The following is a 17,625-nucleotide window of genomic DNA, read 5'->3' as shown; positions in this document are numbered from 1 at the left end:
GGATCCGCAGGTACCCGGGGACCGTCCCGGAGGCGGGCACAGGTGAGGAGGGTGCGGTGATGGGAGTTCTCGCGGCGGGCGGGTGGGGGCTGCTGGCCGGGTCCGCCCTGCTCGTGGGCGCGCTGTTCGGGTTCCTGGCCAAGGTGCCCACCAAGGTGGTCGCGTCCGTCATGGCCTTCGGCAGCGGCGTACTGCTGTCCGCGGTCTCGTTCGACCTGGTCGCCGAGGCCGCGGAGCAGGGCGGGCTGCTGGCGACGGCCGCGGGCGCGCTGGGCGGTGCCGTCGTCTACACGCTGGCCAACGTCGCGCTGGCCCGCCGCGGCGCCAAGCACCGCAAGCGGTCGGGTGACCAGCAGCCGTCCGAGGGGGAGCAGGAGGGTTCGGGGACCGCCCTGGCGCTCGGCGCGCTGCTCGACGGGGTGCCGGAGTCGATCGTCATCGGCACCAGCCTGCTCGGCGGCGGCTCGGTCAGCGCGGTCACGGTGGCGGCGGTGTTCATCAGCAACGTCCCGGAGGGGCTCTCCAGCGCGTCCGGCATGCGCAAGGCGGGCCGGTCCGCGCGCTACGTGTTCGGGCTCTGGACGGGCATCGCCGTCATCAGCGCCATCGCGGCCATGGTGGGGTACGCGGCCCTGGGTGACGCCCCGCCCGCGCTGCTGGCCGCCATCACCGCCGTCGCGGGCGGGGCGATCCTGGCGATGGTGGCCGACACGATGATCCCCGAGGCGTTCGAGCAGGCGCACCTGTGGATCGGGTTGATCACCGTCAGCGGGTTCCTCATCGCCTTCGGCCTCTCCCACCTCAGCAACGCCTGAGTCAGCGCGTCGACGACCGCGTCATTGTCATCTGGTTGACGACATGGTAGAACTGGTGGTGCCCGCTGTCGCCACGGACGGCGGGTCCACCCCATCGGGCCCGGGGGCGCCGCCCCCGCGGATGAGACACGCGAGAAGGACGCGAAGCCCGTGCACCTGCCGACTGTTCACCCCCGCACCGCGTTCATCGACTACCTGGCCGAGGTCACCGACGCGTTGGGCATCGGCCTGGAGTCCTGCACCCTCGACCACGACACCCCGGTCTCCGCCTACATCGCCCTCGACGACCGGCTGCCCGACTACCCCGACCACGACGTCGCCCTGCTCTGGGACGAGGAGCGAGGTTGGTCGGCCGCGGTCGAACCGCGCCCCGGCGACCCGCCCGTGGTCATCAGCCACCTCGGCGGCAACACCACCCCACCGCCGGACGAGGTCGTCGCGTTCCTCGCGGGTCTGCGCACTGCTGATCGGCTCCGCGCGGCTTAGTGCGTCCCCCCTTGCCAGATCGTCCGCCAGCCCCGGGGCCGCACTGGCGACCGGACTACTCCATCGGGTGATGGATTGATCCATTCGCACCACCCTGAGGTCCGCTCGCGTCTATGTTCGCCCCCGGACGCAGCGCACGATCCCGGGGGGGACGACGTCATGACACCAGGTGGAACCATCCGCGACCCGCACGAGTGGCTTCGACAGCAGGAGCAGCGAACAGCGGCCCTGCTTGCCACCGCGCAGGACGCGCAAGCGCAGCTTGCCCAGAACTCCGCGGTGGTGACCAGCCCGGACCGGGCGGTATCGATCACCGTGAACCCCGGCGGCGGGCTGACGGCGCTGACGCTGTCCCCCGACGCCGACCGGATGGGGCACCGCAGGCTGGCAGCGCTGATCATGAGCACCTACCAGCAGGCCGCGCGGCAGGCGGCCACCCGCACCATGGAGATCATGGCGGGCCTGGTCGGCCCGGACTCCGAGGCGCTCGACCTCGTCCGGCAGGCCATGCCCGCCGCACCGGGACCAGAAGCCCCCGACGCGCCACCGAGCACCGAGGACGACGGCTTCCACGGCTTCGGGGGGCGCCGGTGACCAGCGGGGGCTACGAGATCGGTGACCCCGCGTCGCTGAGCTCGCACGCGAGCAAGGTCGCGTCGGTGTCGGCGGGCGTCCGCGAGGCCGCGGCCGCGGGCGACCAGGTAGGCCTCGGCGGCGTCGAGGCCTACGGGCTGCTGTGCTCCCCGCTGCTGATCCCGGCGCTCCAAGCGTTCCAGGGCAACAGCGACGACATGCTGCGCAGCGCGGCGGACCTGGCCGAGGCCCTGGCCGCGGGCGTCAAGCAGAGCACCACCAACTACGAGGACCTCGAACGCGACCTCCAGGAGCACTTCGACACCTACGGGGGCCAGGCGTGACCGGCGACGACCTGATCGCACAACCCAAGGGAGTCGAGCTTCTGGCAGGCACCGGCCTGGGCGAATCGGGCTTCGCCCTGGCGAAGGACATCGGCAACGGCTCAGGCTGGCAGGAGCTGGCCGTGGACGGGTTCGTCGTCGGACTCGACGCGCTGTCGCTGGTGATGAACCCGCTCGGGGAAGTGGTCAAGGCCGGCGTCGGCTGGCTCATGGAGCACATCGACTTCATCCGCGAGCCGCTGGAAGTGCTCACCGGCGACCCTGCGCACATCGAGGCGATCGCCAAGACCTGGGAGAACGTCGCACAGCGCATCGACGACATGGCTGACGAGTACCGGGACGCGATGCCCCTCACCGCGTGCTGGAGCGGTGACGCCGCCAGCGGATACGGGCGCGTCGCGAACGGCTACATCGCCGCCCTGGGGCAAGTCGCCGCCCAGGCTCGGGATGCCGCCGACGGCGTGAAGGTGGCGGGCGTCGTGGTCGCCACCGAGCGGGCGATCGTGTTCGACCTCATCGCCACCTTCATCAGCGACGTCATCACCCGCGCCCTGCTCGCCCTGGCGTCCTCCTGGTTCACCTGCGGCGCCTCCGTGGCCGTCTTCGCCACCAGCGTCGTCGCCGACGCGGCACAGCTGGTCGCCAAGCTCCAGAAGCGCCTGGGCAAGCTCCTGCAGTCCATCCAGGGCTTCGTCGCGAAGTACCGCGTCCTCGGCGACCGGTCCGCCGACGCGGCCAGGTCGCTGGGCCGGGCGTCCAATGAACTGGGCCGCGAGGCCAACCAGGTGATCCGGGAGACCACCGGGACCCTGGGCGTGCTGGCCGAACATTCAGGCGGGGTGAAGAAGTACGCGGGTTGGGTGGAGCGCCGAACGGACTCGACCCTCGGCAAGGCACTCGACCACAACGCCACCAAGGTGGTCAAGGAAGGCGCGAAGTCCATCAACGACACCCTGAACCCCGATGACTGAGGAAAAAGAGCCACGCCGAATCCGGATCGGCCTGATCTCGACCACGGCGGCCTTGATGATGGCCGCCACGATCTGGCCCATGGCGGCCGTCATGGAGCGTTTCGGGATCGACACCAACCCGCCGAACACCACCCGCACGGGGACAGCCGAGGTGTCCACGTGCTCGGACAACGTCGGCTACCTCTGGCTGACGAAAACCTGCGAGGCGCGGGTGACGTGGTCCGACGACCGGAAAGTGGAGTCCAAGCGGGTATTCGCCGTGCGCGACATCAGCGGCACCACGGTCGATGTCCGCCTGGACGAGCAAAGCGGTAAACGCGGAGGTAAGGGCAAGAACCTCTACACCGCCGACTACCCCCACCGGCAGGATTCGGCACTGGTCTTCGTCCTGTTCATGGGTTTTGCCACCGGCGGCCTGGTCCTCGGCGGACTGCTCGGCGCTCTCGTGGACCGCCTGCTACCCGAACCACCGCCCGAGAAGCCACCGCCGCCTCCCTTCAAGCGCAAAGGCAACCGAAAACGCAAACGCCGCCGCAAGCAGCGCGCATCCCTCCGATAAGGTCCGGCCCGGCGGTCACGCTGGGTTGTCCACAACGTACCGCCAAACAGGAAGAAAAGTGTCGGGGCTGGGCTGACCAGATCGTTCGATGGGCTTCTTTGAGTCTTTGGTTCTCCGGACTGAAAAGGTGGTCGCACAGCGGACGACGAGCCTGCGGCGGCGCTCGACAGACAGCGGGGCTTTACGCTGGCGCAGCGACGGGTCTTTCTATTCGGCGGGGCTGTGTGCGCGTGGCCGTCTGTCTACCGGGTGAACCTCCACCGCTGAACCCAACGACATCGTCTGGTTGGGCGACCCGTCGCAACGGCCAAGGGGTTGAGACCTGGTCTCAACTCGGCGTATCGCTGGGTGAACCAACGGCCCGCCCCTGGCTCCGCACCGCCCGCCTGTGGGCCCGGCCCGAAGGACCGGAAGGCCGTCAGAGAGACTGGGGGCCAGTGCCCGCCCTCTCGACCTGGAGTCTTCGATGCCGCAAGGGACCGTTCGTTGGTTCGACGCCGAACGGGGTTTCGGCTTCCTCGCGCCCGAGGACGGCTCGCCGGACGTGTTCGTGCACGTCTCCGAGCTCGTCGGGGACGGCGGCGCGAAGGTGCTCCGCGAGGGTCAGGCCGTCGTGTTCGAGGTGGGCGAGAACGACCGCGGGCCCCAAGCGCTGCGCGTTCGCGTCACCGCCGACGCCGCCACCGGCAGCGCCGTGGGCGTGCTCGGCACCGTCAACTGGTACGAACCGGCCAAGGGGTACGGCTTCGCGTCGCCGGACGGCGGCGGCGTCGACATCTTCGTGCACAGCTCCGCCATCGTGACCGGCGGCGTGGTCACCGAGGGGCAGCGGGTGGCCTTCCTGGTCGTCGAAGGCGAGCGCGGCCCGCAGGCCGCGCACGTGATCCCGCTGGGACCAGGCGCAGGCGCACCCGCTGCGACTGGTGTCGCGGACGGTGCCGACGGCACGGTGGCCTGGTACGACGAGGACAAGGGCTTCGGCTTCATCAACCCCGACTCCGGCGCTGGGGACATCTTCGTCCACGCCCGGTCCCTGGCCGAGGGTCTGACGTGGCTCGCGGAGGGCGACCGCGTCGCCTACGAGGTGGCTAGTGGGGACAAGGGCCCGCAGGCCCGCGACGTGCACCTGGTCCGGGGCGCCGAGCCCCAGGCGGCGCCGCCGCGGCGGTCGGCACCTGCCGCGGCCGCAGGGCCCGCCGCACGGGACGTGCCCGTCCGAGGCGGCGAGGGCGTCGTCGCCCGCTACGACGGCGACCGCGGCTTCGGCTTCATCACCCCAGACGCAGGCGGCGACGATCTCTTCGCCCACGTGTCCGTGGTCATGGGCTCGGAGCCGCTGCAGAAGGGTGACCGGGTCCGGTACGCGGTGCGTCAGAGCGACCGGGGCCCGCAGGCCGACCGCGTCGAACGCCTCTGATTCGGCGGCCCACCGACGGCTGATCACTTCCCGGCGAGAGTGCTCGTGCGCCCCATCGATGGGGCCCTCAGCAACTCGCCTGCCGCCCACCTCAAGGACATCACTCTCCCTCGTGGTGGCGGGGGCCCGTGCCGACCCGAGTACCTGCTCCGCACTCAGAAGCTCATCAGTGACCCCGCCCAACGACGCAGAGCTACTGAATCATCCCGCCTGCGGGGGAGGGACGGGATCGCGCCTGCTTCCAGGGGGGCCACGTCCCCGCGACTGCGCGTTCTAGCGCGCCCGCGGATGAGCCGGGCGAACGAACGCGGTCAAGCTGCCACGGCGGCCGGTAGGTGCGTACCGCGGTGATGTGGTCACCGGACCGGGATCGAGAAGGCAGGCTCCCCGACACTGCCAGACCGGATAGCCTGGCACGACTCTACGCCGAACTGGGGTCAACTAAACCGACAGAACCACCTCTTGTGCAGCAATAAATTGAAACATTCGCCAGCCCTCTATGGATCGTCAATATGATCTTCGAGACAAAGACTTTTCTACCGGCTAAGAGCCATCTTATTGAAGTCTTCAGAGTAAATAGTGAATGCTGCTTCGACGCGCGTAGCATCACCAGCAAAAAGGCCTGCGGCCAGCGGCGGCCATCCGGAAGCCTGGGCCTCAATCTCCGCAGCAAGGGCAACCAACGCGCCACCGCGTCCATGGTGAGAACGCCACGTTGATCGACCGAACCACTCCGACCGGCGCATCCATAGACGGTCTGGATCTCCACCAGATGCTGCCAAGGCGATGTCTTGGGAAATCAGACCAAGAACTACCTCGGTTCTATCGAACGCTTCGCTGTAAGCCGGGTCGTCTGGGTATTGGTCCGTGAAAAGCGGTCGAAGGATAGCGTGAAGCCATTCCGCTACTGGAGTCTTATACTTGCCGGTCTTTTGGCTGGTAAATTCGCGCAAAGAGATTCGGGCATCTTTGCCGGTTATCGCTGATCTCGCAACTACATTTGGGAGAAGATGGGCTAGGTCTTCAAATGCAGACCATGGATTAATCGCTTGGATAAGAGGGGAGGGAACTCCTTGCCGGGTGTTCGACACCGTAGGGTCTACCAAGAGAGTTTTCAGGTTATCCCATCGTGGTTGACCAATAGAAGCCAGGGCGGTCGAAAAGACCGCAGTCAATGCAGGTATGTATTTTAGATTCAAAAGGGTGACGTTACCCCCTTGGTTGTTTCCAGCTTCCGCGGCAATCGCTCGTAATGCAGACACCCACGTAGAAAGACTTGTTGCATCTCCCCATCGCGCAGCTACTTGGAGGGATGCACATATAGGTGCTGCCAAAGTCCAATAAGAAGCTGCAATCTCGGCGCAGTTCACCACCAAATCTTCGTTAGACGAACCACCAACAAGTTGATTCGGAAAACGTTCCTCGTCGCGCATGGCTGCTAAAACCTGGTTCACCTCCTGCGTGATCAAGTCATCAAGCTCGATTCGTCGCGCAGGATTAAGAATCATCTCTTTCGTCATTCGTCGCAGCAAATCTGGTCGTTCATTTTCTGCGGCCTCCACGACCGATGCCTTGACAGTCGCGGGATTCGGTACTGCGGAGCCCATAACTCGACTGATTGTGGCGGTTAAGGAAATAGCTTCTGTCATATAAGTACTGCCGAACAGGTTTGCATAATTGAGATCACTTAGCGATCGGCCTGCTCCGAGGTCCCACTCTGGGAGGTCATAGCTGTCGAAACGAACCGGGATCAGCCATGTTGCCCCTGGAGGAAATTTTCTAAACTCCTCAACCGCCAAGGTTAGCTCTTCATTCATGTACGACTTTGACTTAGTGTTAGAATTTTCTGAAAAGCAAGCAAGAAAAACAAGAGCGTGTGATCGAATAGCTTCTCGGATCTTATGCTTCCACTGATCGCCGTGCGCGAGAGAGGTACGGTCTCGCCAATAGGGGATGTGGGCGGCGTCCAACATGGAACACAGTTTGTCAACCTGATCCGAGTCTTCGTGCACATAGGATATGAAGACATGTTTAGCATCTTCGTTCATCATAGGTTCGGATCTTACGCTGCTACGTGCCACTTCGCAGCATTGAGAGGCAAGGTTGAGTGTCGCCCTCTCCTCAACCTGAAATAACACGAGGCGGTAGGTTCGATAGTAACCAAGATGTGGAAGATGATGTTGGGCATGGGTAGTGCTTTCACGGGTGATTGGTGGGCCAGCGGTGGGTGATGATGTGTAGTGCTTTGGTGTCGGCCCAGCGGTGACCGGGTGCGGTAGGGATGGCGGCAACCAGCGCCGAATGGAGGGCACACCACGGCAAGAGCGGATCTACTACCGGCGCGCACCATCGTGCCCGGGTCACCTGGCGCTCAACGGGCGCCCGACCGACGTCTACCTTCCGGAGATCAAGGTTCTCGACGGGGATCAATCAGTGGCTTGCTGTGCTGTTCGATCGGCCGAACCGGGAACGGACCGTGCGACACCTGCTCGTTGTGGTCGAGTCACCGACCGAGGACACACGGGTCGAGGGGATCAAAGTCCGCAAGGCCAACGAGGGGGCCAGGCTCCGGAACTTGCTCAACCTCGCAGAGCGCGGGGCGGACTTCGATGCTCTGGTGGAGCGGATCGATAGCGCTAAGCAGGAGACCGTCGCGGTGGCGGAGGAGCTGGCGAGGATGCCACCCGGGCGGGTCATCGGGCACGCGGAGATCGAGGCCCGCGTCGACCAGCTTGGGGAGGTGGTCGACGGGTTGAGTCGGGCGGAGGCTGACCTGCGGGACTTCTACGAGGCCGTTGACCTAAAGATGCTCTACACAGCAAAAGAGCGGACGGTCGCTGTGACCATCTGCCCTCTCGGTAGGGATAACACTGGTGTCCGAGGGGGGACTTGAACCCCCACGCCCGTTAAGGGCACTAGCACCTCAAGCTAGCGCGTCTGCCATTCCGCCACCCGGACTTGCGAGGAGACCTCGCTGGTGTGCAGCAACTGTACTTGGTTGGGGGCCGAGACCCGCGCCGGGGGTCAGGTCAGCAGCGGCGAGGCGGCTGGGACGACCTGTCGAACCAGACGGTCGAGGGTGGGGCGTGGAGAGGGCTGGCGGCGTGGGCGGAGATGTCGGCGGCCGTCTCGCCGGTGGAGCTGTACAGCACCGGTGCTGAGGTGGGCGGACGCACCGGCGCGGTGCGGTGTCCCGCTACCTGGGCTGCCCGCACGCCGCCGCGTGACGCTGGGGGGCGGGTGGTAGACAGGCGGGGTGAGCGAGCAGACGGGCGCAGGGCAGGACACCGCCGCAGCAGAGGCCGAGGCGGTGCGGTTCACCAGCGAGTTGATCAGGATCGACACCACCAACACCGGGGACCCCTCGACCGTGGTGGGGGAGCGGGCGGCGGCGGAGTACGTCGCTGAGCAGTTGGCCGAGGTCGGCTACGAGACCACCTACGTCGAGTCCGGTGCCAAGGGGCGGGGCAACGTCTTCGCCCGGTTGGAGGGTGCCGACCCCAGCCGCGGCGCGCTGCTCGTGCACGGGCACCTCGACGTCGTGCCCGCTGACCCTGCCGAGTGGTCGGTGCACCCGTTCTCCGGTGCCGTGCAGGACGGGTACGTGTGGGGTCGTGGGGCGGTCGACATGAAGGACATGCTCGGGATGACCCTGGCCACCGCCCGGCGGCTCAAGCGCGATGGCATCGTGCCGCAGCGGGACATCATCTTCGCCTTCCTCGCTGACGAGGAGGCGGGTGGGGAGTACGGGGCGGGGTGGCTGGTGGAGCACCGCCCGGAGATCTTCGAGGGTGCCACCGAGGCCATCAGCGAGGTCGGCGGCTTCTCCATGACGGTCAAGGACGGCGTGCGGGCCTACCTCATCGAGACCGCGGAGAAGGGCATCGCCTGGATGCGCCTGCGCGCCAGAGGCCGTGCGGGCCACGGGTCGATGGTCCACGACGACAACGCCATCACCAAGCTCACCGCCGCCGTCGCCCGGTTGGGCCAGCACCGGTTCCCGCTGGTGGTCAACGACTCGGTGCGCGGGTTCCTGGAGACCATGACCGAGCTGACCGGGGTGGCCTTCGACGAGGACGACATCGAGGGCACCATCGCCAAGCTCGGGTCCATCGCCCGCATCGTGGGGGCCACCATCCGCGACACCGCCAACCCGACCATGCTCACCGCCGGGTACAAGGCCAACGTCATCCCCTCGGTGGCCGAGGCCGTCGTGGACTGCCGGGTGCTGCCCGGGCGCGAGGCCGCCTTCGAGCGGGAGCTGGACGAGCTGCTCGGGCCCGACATCGAGCGCGAGTGGGTCACCCACCTGCCCGCCGTGGAGACCACCTTCGACGGCCCGATCGTCGACCACATGCACGCCGCGATCACCGCCGAGGACCCGGGCGCGCACACCATCCCCTACATGCTCTCCGCGGGCACCGACTCGAAGTCCTTCGCGAGCCTGGGCATCCGCTGCTTCGGCTTCGCCCCGCTGCGGCTGCCCGCCGACCTGGACTTCACCGCCCTGTTCCACGGCGTCGACGAGCGGGTGCCGGTCGACGCCCTGGAGTTCGGGACCCGGGTGCTCGACCGGTTCCTGCGCACCTGCTGACGTGCGCGCGACGGGTCGCCGCGCGCTGGCCGACGGCGCGGAGCTGGCCTTCACCCGCACCGGGGACCCCGGTGCGGGGGTGACCGTCGTCCTGGCGCACAGCTACGCCCACGACCGGCGGGTCTGGCACCGGATCGTCGACCAGCTGCCCGCCGCGGCCGAGCGGCCCGTCGCCGTGCTCGCCTACGACCACCGCGGCCACGGGGAGTCCAGCCCCGCCACGCCCACCACCGCCGTCATCGGCAGGCTCGCCGACGACCTGGCCGAGCTGGTGGCCGCCGAGGTGCCGGAGGGCAGGCTGGTGCTGGTCGGGCACGGCATGGGCGGGCTGGTGATCACCTCGGCCACCACCCGCCACCGCGACGTTCTCGGCCACCGGCTCGGCGGGCTGGCGTTCCTGGGCACCGGTGCCAGCTGGCTCGCGGAGACCTCGACCGCCTGGCCGGGCTCGCTCGGCGCGCTGGTGCGCGACCTCGGCGCCATCCTCGGCCGCCGCGTGCCCTCCCCGCTGGGCCACGGCCTCGACAAGGCCACCACCACCGGCATCCGCTGGCTGCTGCTCGGCGACGACCCCGACCCCGACGACGTGGAGCTGGTGGCGCGGGTGGTCAGCGCGCACTGGCCCGACACCGCCGTGCTCTTCCGCCCCGGCCTCGACCGCTTCGGCCGCCAGGCCGCCCTGGACTTCGCCGCCGACGTGCCCGTGCTGGCCGTCGTCGGAGAGCGCGACCGGCTCGTGCCCACCGCGCACGCAGCCGTCCTGGCCGCCCGCTCCACCGACGGCACCGCCCTGGTGCTGCCCGGCGTCGGGCACATGGTGCCGCTGGAGGCCGCACCGCTCGTCCTCCCCCGATTGGTGGGCATGGCCCACGCCGCGCTGCGCTCGGGCTGACCAGCCGCGGTGGTGGGTGCTGAACCGGGCGCGGGGGCGCGGCGTAGACACCGGTGACGTACCCGTCCACGGAGGTGTTGCCCGATGAACGATCTGCCGCTCCACCCGCTGGTGGTGCACGGGGTGGTGGTACTGGTGCCGCTCTCGGTGCTCGGCGCCGTGGTGATCGCGCTGTGGCCCGCGGCCCGGCAGCGGTTCGGCTGGCTCGTGGTCGCCTTCGCCGCCGCGGCGGCCGTGCTCACCCCGATCGCGGCGAACAGCGGCGAGACCCTGCAGGCCGCGCTGCCGGACAACGAGCTGATCCGCGAGCACGCCGAGCTCGGGGACACGCTGATCTTCTTCGTCGCCCCGCTGTTCCTGGTGCTGCTCGCCCTCATGCTCGTCGACCGCGCGGCCCGGCGCGGCGCAGGCCCGGCCGACGAGCCCGCCGCGGGCGGCGGCACGGCCACCAGGGTCGCGGCTCCCACGTGGACCAAGCCCGCGCTCATCGTGGCGGCGGTGCTCAGCATCGCCCTGGGTGTCGCCGCGGGCGTGCAGGTCTACCGCGTCGGCGACGCGGGCGCCAAGGCCGTGTGGGACGGCGTGGGCGTGGAAGCGGGCAAGTGATCGCGAGGTGGGGTGCCGAAGGGGCGGCGCCCCACCCGGATCAGGCGGTGGGGCCGGGTCAGGTGCTCAGGCCGGGCAGGGGGACCTTGCGCCGCTTGCGGCGCAGCCACACCTTGCGCGTGCCGTCGCTGTAGAGGCGCACGTTCGACAGCTCCCAGCCGGAGAACTCCGCCTGGATGGCCAGCTGCGTGGCGGCCGTCAGCCGGGAGACGTCCGGCGGCAGGCGCAGCGGCATGTACTCCCAGTCGTCGTCGGTCATCAAGGCTGGACCACCTGCACTCCTCCGCCCGTCGCCGAGGCCACGAGGACGCGGCCGGTGGTCGGGTCCACCGCGACCGAGTTCGGCTGCGCCACGGTCGGGAAGCGGTGGCGCTCCACCGGCTCCGGACCCGCCACCGCGTAGCCGACCACCTCGTTGGTCTCCGTCAGTGTGACCCACGCGAGGTCGCGCGTGGGGTCGTACGCGATCGCGTACGGGGCGCCCGCGACCGGGTAGCGCTGGCGCATCAGCAGCGGGTCGGTCGAGAACGCCATCAGCGCGCCGCCCCGCGTGTCGGTGACCAGCACGCGGCCGAACCGGTCCACCACGCCGTTGGTGGCGCCCTGGCCCGCGCGCAGGCCCTCCCCGACGGTGCCCGCGCCGACGTCGACCTGGAAGACCGCGTTGCGCAGGCGGTCGAGCACCACGGCCCGCTGGCCCAGGCCGTACACCTGGTCGGCGCTGAGCAGGCCCCCGGTGATCACCCGCTGCACCTTGTCGCCCGCCAGCACGGCGATCCCCTTGCCGTCCCGCACCGCGACCAGGGTGTCGTCGGCGAAGGTCGTCGCGTCCACGGGATCGCCCGCGACCTCGGTCGGCGTCGCCGTCGCGGTCGCCAGGTCCACGCGGACGACCGCGCCGCCGGTGGCGGCCACGACCGGGCCGCCGGGCGCCGCGACGGACAGCGACGCGGCGGGGGAGGGGAGGGGGACCGAGCGGGGGGCCGCGCCGGGGGCGTCGAGGTCGTAGAGCTGCACGCTCGGCGGGGTCGACACAGCGACGGCCAGCGTGCGGGTCTGGGCGTCGGTGGCCAGCGCGGTCACTGCCGAGGACACCGGCAGCACCGTCCCCGCGGGCGGCTTCGACAGCGCGGGGGAGGTGGCCGCGGTCGCCGCGACCGGGTTGTCCGACAGCATCAGCTCGTCGTTGGGCTGGGCGTCCGAGGAGCACCCGGCGAGCAGGGCCGACCCGGTGCACACGACCAGGGCGGCGGCGACGAGGGGACGCACCGTGCGGACCTCCGCGGGAGTGGGGCTGGTTCTCCCCAGCATCCCGCACCGCGCGCGCCGTGGCCACGACGCCCCGCCACCGGTGTGCCGCACGGCACCTCATCGCCCGAACGGGGGACATCGACACCATTCCGTAACAGCCGCGTGGCCGCGGTCGACGCAGCAGTCACGACGCCGGGCGCGCGACCAGGAGGTGCCGGTGGCCATCGACCCCGCCAACCTGCCGATCTTCGGGGACCCCAACCCCGTCGAGCCCCCGGCCGCCGCGCGCGCCGCTTGCGTCCTCCTGCTCGCGGAGTCGGTGGTGACCGGGGCGCAGCTGGCGTGGTTCTCCGTCGTCGGCGGCGCGGACCTCACCGCGTTCCTGCTGCCGCTCACCCTGCTCATCTGGTTCGCGCTGAGCGCCCGCGCGGGCAGGCCGTGGGCGCGCCCGGCGGCGGTCATGGCCGGGGGAGTGCTGCTGCTCCCCGGCTTGGCGCTGGGCGTGCGGCCGGGGGAGCTGGGCGGGGTGCTGCTGGCCTTCGCGCTCCTGGTGGCGGCCACGCGGCTGATGTACCACCCGGCGGCCCGCGAGCACTTCGAGCGCGAAGAGCAGCCGGAGAACGTCTGATCTTCAACCTCTACTTGAGGTTGACCATGCTCTCACCTGCGGGAATGGGCTCGGAGGGTGCGGTCGGGGTGAAGTTCAACGTGAGGTTGAGGGTTGGTCACGGGCGGCGTTCCGGGTAGCCGAAGTCCAGGCTGCTGACGTCGTCCAGCGCGGCGCGGATGGCGGGCGGCAGGGTCAGCGCCTCGGCGGACAGGGATGTCGTCAGCTGCGCCTCGTCCCGGGCCCCGACGACCGGGGCGACCACTCCGGGGCGGTCGCGGACCCAGGCCAGCGCCACCGCCAGGGGAGAGGTGCCCAGGCCGTCGGCCGCGGTCATCACCGCGTGCACGATGCGGGCGGCCCGTTCGGTGCGGTGGTGGTCGACGTACGGGGCGAAGCCGGGGTCGGCGCCGCGCGAGTCCGGGGGAGTGCTCGTGCGGTACTTGCCGGTGAGCACGCCGCGGCCGAGCGGCGCCCAGGGGAGCAGGCCGAGGCCGTGGTGCTCGGCGGCCGGGACCACCTCGCGCTCCACGCCGCGTTCCAGCAGCGAGTACTCGACCTGCGTGCTGACCAGGGGGGCGGCGCCTGCGACGTGCGCCTGGCGGGTGGCCGCGGTGGCGGTCTGCCAGCCCGAGTAGTTCGAGATGCCCGCGTAGCGGACCTTGCCGGAGCGCACCGCCGCGTCGACGGCCGACAGCGTCTCCTCCAGCGGCACCGCGTCGTCCCACGCGTGCAGCTGCCACAGGTCGACGTAGTGGGTGTCCAGGCGGGTGAGCGAACCCTCCAGGGCGTTGAGCAGTGCGCCGCGGGAGGCACCGCCGCCGAACGGGCCGTCGTGGCGCCGGGCGACGGCCTTGGTGGCGAGCACGACGTGCTCCCGGGGCACCAGGTCGTCGAGCAGGTCACCGAGCAGGCTCTCGCTCGCCCCGTCGGCGTAGACGTCCGCGGTGTCGACCAGGGTGCCGCCCGCCTCGGTGAACGCGGTCAGCTGCGCGGCCGCGGTGTCCGCGTCCGTGGCACCGCCCCAGGTCATCGTGCCCAGCGCCATCCGGGAGACGCGCAGGCCGCTGCGCCCGAGGTGTCGTTGCTCCACGGCCAGGAAGCCTAGGCCGAACCCCGCCCACCGCGACTCGGCGCGCCCCCACGTGGCACTCCCCCAGGTCAGGGCCATCCATGGAAAATCTATCAACTAGTCACTATCAAGGTAATGAATGTTTCCAGTTCTCGCGCGAGCAGAAGCTCGCAACGGCCAACAACGCCTAGATCGAGGGGTCCGCGGAAGCTGGGGGAGTGCCACGTGGGAGCGCGCAGGTGGCCGCCGTCGTGGTGGAACGGGGGAGTGGGTGCGCGGTGGCCTGGTTGGCGGAGGTGGGGACGAGGCAACGCCCCGGCTGATTGATCGGGTTCTTGCTGCTGAAGAGGTTGCGGTGGGGCGTGTGCAGCCGTCGCGACGGGCCATGCATGACTTGGAGTTATTTATCGACTATTGACTATCAAGATAATTGACTTTACTACAACCGGCTGGTGTCGAACAGTCGACTAAGGACTTCCTCCAACCCGCCGCGACAGAGGTGGTGGGGGAGCGATACCGGTGGGTAGTGTCTGGTCCCGTGCGACTGGGACTGAACATGGGCTACTGGGGCGCCGGGAACGACGCCGCGAACCTCGAGCTGGCCAAGGAGGCGGACCGGCTCGGCTACTCGGTCGCCTGGGTGGCCGAGGCGTACGGGTCGGACGCGCCGACGGTGCTGTCGTGGGTGGCGGCGCAGACGTCGTCGATCGACGTCGGCAGCGCGATCCTGCAGATCCCGGCGCGGCGGCCGACGATGGCGGCGATGACCGCGGCGACGCTGGACACGCTCTCCGGTGGCCGGTTCCGCCTGGGCCTGGGCGTGTCCGGGCCGCAGGTGTCCGAGGGCTGGTACGGGGTGAAGTTCGACAAGCCGCTGGCCCGCACCCGGGAGTACGTCGAGATCGTCCGCACGGCGCTGCGCCGGGAGCGGGTGGACTACCAGGGCAAGCACTTCGTGCAGCCGCTGCCGGGTGGGCCGGGCAAGCCGCTGAAGCTGACGGTGCACCCGGTGCGCGAGCAGATCCCGATCTACCTGGCCTCGATCGGGCCGAAGAACCTGGAGCTGACCGGGGAGATCGCCGACGGCTGGTTGGCGATCTTCTACTCGCCCGAGCACGGCCGGGAGTCGCTGGAGCTGATCGCCAAGGGGCGGGCGAAGGCGGGCAAGGCCATGGACGGGTTCGACGTGGTGCCGACGGTGCCGCTGGTGGTGGGGGACGACTGGCAGGCCGCGGCGGACCACGTGCGGGCGTACGCGGCGCTGTACGTGGGCGGCATGGGCAGCCGGGAGCAGAACTTCTACAACAACCTGGCGTGCCGGATGGGGTACGAGGCCGAGGCCGCGGAGGTCCAGGACCTGTACCTGTCGAAGCAGTACGAGGCGGCGGCGGCGAAGGTGCCGCTGGGGTTCCTGGACCAGACGGCGCTGCTGGGCCCGAAGGAGCGGGTCGCCGAGAAGATGCAGGCCCTCGCCGAGTCGGGGGTCACCACGTTGACGATCTCGCCGGTCCTGCAAGATCTGGAGCAGGCAAAGGTGGCCCTGCGGGTCGCCGTGGAAGCTCTGGATCTCGCGGGAGTGGGTAGTTGACCTGGTTTCAAGCGGTTGTCCTCGGCATCGTCCAGGGGTTGACCGAGTTCCTCCCCGTCTCCTCCTCCGCGCACATCCGCATCGTCTCCGAGCTGTGGTTCGGCGACGACGCGGGTGCGTCGTTCACCGCCGTCATCCAGCTGGGGACGGAGCTGGCGGTGGTGATCTACTTCGCGAAGGACATCTGGCGGTTGCTCTCGGTGTGGTTCCGGGGGTTGTTCAGCGCGTCGGCCCGGCGGGAGCCGGAGTACCGGCTGGCGTGGTACGTGATCATCGGGTCGTTGCCGATCGCGGTGCTGGGGGTGCTGTTCCAGGACCAGATCAAGTCGTCGCTGCGGAACCTGTGGATCACCGCGATCGTGTTGATGGTGTTCGCGGTGTTCCTGGCGGTGGCCGATGAGACGGCGAAGTTGGCGCGGGACCGGTTGACGTTGCGGGACACGTTGGCGATGGGGTTCGCGCAGGCGTTGGCGTTGATCCCGGGGGTGTCGCGGTCGGGTGGGACGTTGACGGCGGGGCTGGCGGTGGGGTTGCAACGCGAGCCCGCGACGCGGTACTCGTTCCTGCTGGCGATCCCGTCGGTGTTCGGGGCGGGGTTGTTCTCGATCCCGGACATCGTGGAGGGTGACCCGTCGGGTCGGTTCGAGGCGTCGGTGCCGCAGACGGTGGTGGCGACGGTGGTGGCGTTCGCGGTGGGATACGCGTGCGTGGCGTGGTTGTTGCGGTACGTGTCGAAGCACAGCTTCATGGTGTTCGTGTGGTATCGGATCGCGGTGGGTGCGGTGCTGTGCGGGTTGTTGGCGACGGGGGTCGTGAGCCCGACCTGATGGGGCGTCTCCTAGGCTCCGGGGTGTGGCCACTGTTGTGATGCTCCGCCATGCCCGCTCCTCGGCGAACGGTTCCGGTGTGCTCGCCGGTCGTTCGGAGGGGGTGGAGCTGGACGAGACGGGTCGGTCCCAGGCCGGGGGGTTGGTGGACCGGTTGGCGTCGGTCCCGCTGTCGTCGGTGGTGGTGTCGCCGTTGTTGCGCTGCGCGCAGACGGTGGCGCCGCTGGTGGCGGCGCGGGGCCTGACGCCGGTCGTGGAGGACGACCTGGCCGAGGTGGACTACGGGTCGTGGACGGGTCGGGCGATCAAGGACCTGCTGGCGGAGCCGTTGTGGAAGGTGGTGCAGCAGCACCCGTCGGCGGCGGTGTTCCCGGGTGGTGAGGGTTTGGCGGCGGTGCAGGCGCGGGCGGTGGCGGCGGTGCGGGCGCACGACGCGCGGGTGACCGCGGAGTTCGGGGATCGGGCGGTGTGGTTGTTGTGCTCGCACGGTGATGTGATCAAGTCGTTGTTGGCGGACGCGTTGGGGCAGCACTTGGACTCGTTCCAGCGGATCGTGGTGGACCCGGCGTCGGTGTCGGTGGTGCGGTACACCGAGACGCGGCCGTTCGTGCTGCGGGTGAACGACTCGGGCAAGGAGTTGGCGGGGGTGGTGCCGCCGGAGCCGAAGCCGGAGGACGCGCCTGCGGATCAGGCTGTGGTGGGTGGTACGACGGGTCGGTGAGGGGGTCAGGGGGCGAGGAGTTGGATTTGGGTGAGGGTGGGGGTGCCGGTGAAGGTGAGGCGGTGGTGGTTGTGGTGGGTGGGGGTGGTGATGGCGAAGGGGCGGGTTTGGTGGGGCCAGGGGAAGTCCTGGTCGGTGCGGCGGTCGAGGGTGGTCCAGGTGTGGCCGTTGGGGGAGCCTTCGAGGACCCAGTCGCGGGGTGCGGTGGTGGGGTCGGGTGAGGTGAGGGTGTAGATGCGGACTTCGCCTGGGGTGGGGAGGGTGAGGGGTTGGGTGATGGTGGTGGGGGTGTGGGCTTGGTC

General features: G+C 69.3%; 20 protein-coding genes and 1 tRNA gene. 15 read left to right on the top strand and 6 right to left on the bottom strand.

Features of this window, described 5'->3' with window-relative positions:
* The first annotated feature begins 59 nt into the window (after positions 1–59).
* The 7 genes from BJP25_RS11310 to BJP25_RS36150 all read left to right on the top strand — a co-directional run bounded on the left by BJP25_RS11310 (position 60) and on the right by BJP25_RS36150 (position 5,165).
* Positions 60–815: a ZIP family metal transporter gene (locus BJP25_RS11310; RefSeq protein WP_075974848.1), complete on the top strand. Its 756-nt coding sequence runs from the start codon at positions 60–62 to the stop codon at positions 813–815.
* A gap of 150 nt (positions 816–965) precedes the next feature.
* Positions 966–1,301, top strand: coding sequence for a DUF6292 family protein (locus tag BJP25_RS11305; protein ID WP_075974748.1), 336 nt, complete (start codon positions 966–968; stop codon positions 1,299–1,301).
* A gap of 159 nt (positions 1,302–1,460) precedes the next feature.
* Entirely contained in the window at positions 1,461–1,895 is a 435-nt protein-coding gene (locus tag BJP25_RS11300; RefSeq protein ID WP_075974747.1) for a YbaB/EbfC family nucleoid-associated protein, read from the top strand.
* Positions 1,892–2,218: a type VII secretion target gene (locus BJP25_RS11295; RefSeq protein ID WP_075974746.1), complete on the top strand. Its 327-nt coding sequence runs from the start codon at positions 1,892–1,894 to the stop codon at positions 2,216–2,218. The genes BJP25_RS11300 and BJP25_RS11295 overlap by 4 nt, the downstream gene beginning before the upstream one ends.
* Positions 2,215–3,189, top strand: a complete 975-nt coding sequence (locus BJP25_RS11290) for a WXG100 family type VII secretion target (RefSeq protein ID WP_075974745.1) — start codon at positions 2,215–2,217, stop codon at positions 3,187–3,189. The genes BJP25_RS11295 and BJP25_RS11290 overlap by 4 nt, the downstream gene beginning before the upstream one ends.
* Positions 3,182–3,748: a DUF6346 domain-containing protein gene (locus tag BJP25_RS11285; protein ID WP_075974744.1), complete on the top strand. Its 567-nt coding sequence runs from the start codon at positions 3,182–3,184 to the stop codon at positions 3,746–3,748. Before BJP25_RS11290 ends, BJP25_RS11285 begins: the two co-directional genes overlap by 8 nt.
* 466 nt (positions 3,749–4,214) lie before the next feature.
* The gene (locus BJP25_RS36150) at positions 4,215–5,165 is read left to right on the top strand and encodes a cold-shock protein (protein ID WP_075974743.1); all 951 of its coding nucleotides are present in this window, start codon (positions 4,215–4,217) and stop codon (positions 5,163–5,165) included.
* A gap of 536 nt (positions 5,166–5,701) precedes the next feature.
* Here BJP25_RS36150 and BJP25_RS32330 read toward each other — a convergent pair.
* Positions 5,702–7,216: a toll/interleukin-1 receptor domain-containing protein gene (locus BJP25_RS32330; RefSeq protein ID WP_084793908.1), complete on the bottom strand. Its 1,515-nt coding sequence runs from the start codon at positions 7,214–7,216 to the stop codon at positions 5,702–5,704.
* 425 nt (positions 7,217–7,641) lie between these two features.
* On the opposite strand from BJP25_RS32330, the gene BJP25_RS11270 reads away from it, so the two are divergent.
* Complete coding sequence (locus tag BJP25_RS11270; RefSeq protein WP_075974742.1) at positions 7,642–8,058, top strand: hypothetical protein; 417 nt, start codon at positions 7,642–7,644, stop codon at positions 8,056–8,058.
* Here BJP25_RS11270 and BJP25_RS11265 read toward each other — a convergent pair.
* A tRNA-Leu gene (locus BJP25_RS11265) sits at positions 8,037–8,123 on the bottom strand. The genes BJP25_RS11270 and BJP25_RS11265 overlap by 22 nt on opposite strands.
* A gap of 298 nt (positions 8,124–8,421) precedes the next feature.
* On the opposite strand from BJP25_RS11265, the gene BJP25_RS11260 reads away from it, so the two are divergent.
* The 3 genes from BJP25_RS11260 to BJP25_RS11250 all read left to right on the top strand — a co-directional run bounded on the left by BJP25_RS11260 (position 8,422) and on the right by BJP25_RS11250 (position 11,257).
* Complete coding sequence (locus BJP25_RS11260; RefSeq protein WP_075974741.1) at positions 8,422–9,759, top strand: M20/M25/M40 family metallo-hydrolase; 1,338 nt, start codon at positions 8,422–8,424, stop codon at positions 9,757–9,759.
* Position 9,760: 1 nt separating this feature from the next.
* The gene (locus BJP25_RS11255; protein WP_075974740.1) at positions 9,761–10,651 is read left to right on the top strand and encodes an alpha/beta fold hydrolase; all 891 of its coding nucleotides are present in this window, start codon (positions 9,761–9,763) and stop codon (positions 10,649–10,651) included.
* A gap of 84 nt (positions 10,652–10,735) precedes the next feature.
* The gene (locus BJP25_RS11250; RefSeq protein WP_075974739.1) at positions 10,736–11,257 is read left to right on the top strand and encodes a DUF2231 domain-containing protein; all 522 of its coding nucleotides are present in this window, start codon (positions 10,736–10,738) and stop codon (positions 11,255–11,257) included.
* A gap of 58 nt (positions 11,258–11,315) precedes the next feature.
* Here the strand turns inward: BJP25_RS11250 and BJP25_RS11245 are convergent, their stop codons facing one another.
* Together BJP25_RS11245 and BJP25_RS11240 are read right to left on the bottom strand one after the other, a co-directional pair.
* Complete coding sequence (locus tag BJP25_RS11245; RefSeq protein ID WP_075974738.1) at positions 11,316–11,516, bottom strand: DUF5703 family protein; 201 nt, start codon at positions 11,514–11,516, stop codon at positions 11,316–11,318.
* A complete protein-coding gene (locus BJP25_RS11240) occupies positions 11,516–12,526 on the bottom strand; it encodes a hypothetical protein (RefSeq protein ID WP_075974737.1) in 1,011 nt (336 codons plus the stop codon). The genes BJP25_RS11245 and BJP25_RS11240 overlap by 1 nt, the downstream gene beginning before the upstream one ends.
* Positions 12,527–12,725: 199 nt before the next feature.
* On the opposite strand from BJP25_RS11240, the gene BJP25_RS11235 reads away from it, so the two are divergent.
* On the top strand, positions 12,726–13,136 hold the full coding sequence (locus BJP25_RS11235) for a hypothetical protein (protein WP_075974736.1): 411 nt from the start codon (positions 12,726–12,728) through the stop codon (positions 13,134–13,136).
* A gap of 97 nt (positions 13,137–13,233) precedes the next feature.
* Here BJP25_RS11235 and BJP25_RS11230 read toward each other — a convergent pair whose 3' ends face one another.
* Positions 13,234–14,208: an aldo/keto reductase gene (locus BJP25_RS11230; RefSeq protein ID WP_075974735.1), complete on the bottom strand. Its 975-nt coding sequence runs from the start codon at positions 14,206–14,208 to the stop codon at positions 13,234–13,236.
* Between the two features lie 517 nt (positions 14,209–14,725).
* Between BJP25_RS11230 and BJP25_RS11225 the strand changes: the two genes are divergently transcribed.
* Genes BJP25_RS11225 through BJP25_RS11215 form a run of 3 tightly spaced genes read left to right on the top strand, consistent with a single transcriptional unit; the run spans position 14,726 to position 17,323 of the window.
* Complete coding sequence (locus tag BJP25_RS11225) at positions 14,726–15,775, top strand: LLM class F420-dependent oxidoreductase (protein ID WP_075974734.1); 1,050 nt, start codon at positions 14,726–14,728, stop codon at positions 15,773–15,775.
* Positions 15,772–16,602, top strand: a complete 831-nt coding sequence (locus tag BJP25_RS11220) for an undecaprenyl-diphosphate phosphatase (protein ID WP_075974733.1) — start codon at positions 15,772–15,774, stop codon at positions 16,600–16,602. Before BJP25_RS11225 ends, BJP25_RS11220 begins: the two co-directional genes overlap by 4 nt.
* A gap of 25 nt (positions 16,603–16,627) precedes the next feature.
* Positions 16,628–17,323: an MSMEG_4193 family putative phosphomutase gene (locus BJP25_RS11215; RefSeq protein ID WP_075974732.1), complete on the top strand. Its 696-nt coding sequence runs from the start codon at positions 16,628–16,630 to the stop codon at positions 17,321–17,323.
* Between the two features lie 5 nt (positions 17,324–17,328).
* Here the strand turns inward: BJP25_RS11215 and BJP25_RS34100 are convergent.
* The coding region (locus BJP25_RS34100) for a hypothetical protein (RefSeq protein ID WP_158075634.1) at positions 17,329–17,625 on the bottom strand (297 nt) is incomplete at its 5' end.

Origin of the sequence: Actinokineospora bangkokensis, from assembly GCF_001940455.1 — a bacterium.
GTDB classification, from domain to species: domain Bacteria; phylum Actinomycetota; class Actinomycetes; order Mycobacteriales; family Pseudonocardiaceae; genus Actinokineospora; species Actinokineospora bangkokensis.
This window is presented reverse-complemented; position numbering and strand designations above follow the sequence as displayed.

What these genes read in the sequence shown, in the direction of transcription:
- BJP25_RS11300 (WP_075974747.1), top strand. Translation starts at nt 1,461, where the DNA reads ATGACACCAGGTGGAACCATCCGCGACCCGCACGAGTGGCTTCGACAG.
- BJP25_RS36150 (WP_075974743.1), top strand. Translation starts at nt 4,215, where the DNA reads ATGCCGCAAGGGACCGTTCGTTGGTTCGACGCCGAACGGGGTTTCGGC.
- BJP25_RS32330 (WP_084793908.1), bottom strand. Translation starts at nt 7,216, where the DNA reads ATGATGAACGAAGATGCTAAACATGTCTTCATATCCTATGTGCACGAA.
- BJP25_RS11250 (WP_075974739.1), top strand. Translation starts at nt 10,736, where the DNA reads ATGAACGATCTGCCGCTCCACCCGCTGGTGGTGCACGGGGTGGTGGTA.
- BJP25_RS11285 (WP_075974744.1), top strand. Translation starts at nt 3,182, where the DNA reads ATGACTGAGGAAAAAGAGCCACGCCGAATCCGGATCGGCCTGATCTCG.
- BJP25_RS11245 (WP_075974738.1), bottom strand. Translation starts at nt 11,516, where the DNA reads ATGACCGACGACGACTGGGAGTACATGCCGCTGCGCCTGCCGCCGGAC.
- BJP25_RS11310 (WP_075974848.1), top strand. Translation starts at nt 60, where the DNA reads ATGGGAGTTCTCGCGGCGGGCGGGTGGGGGCTGCTGGCCGGGTCCGCC.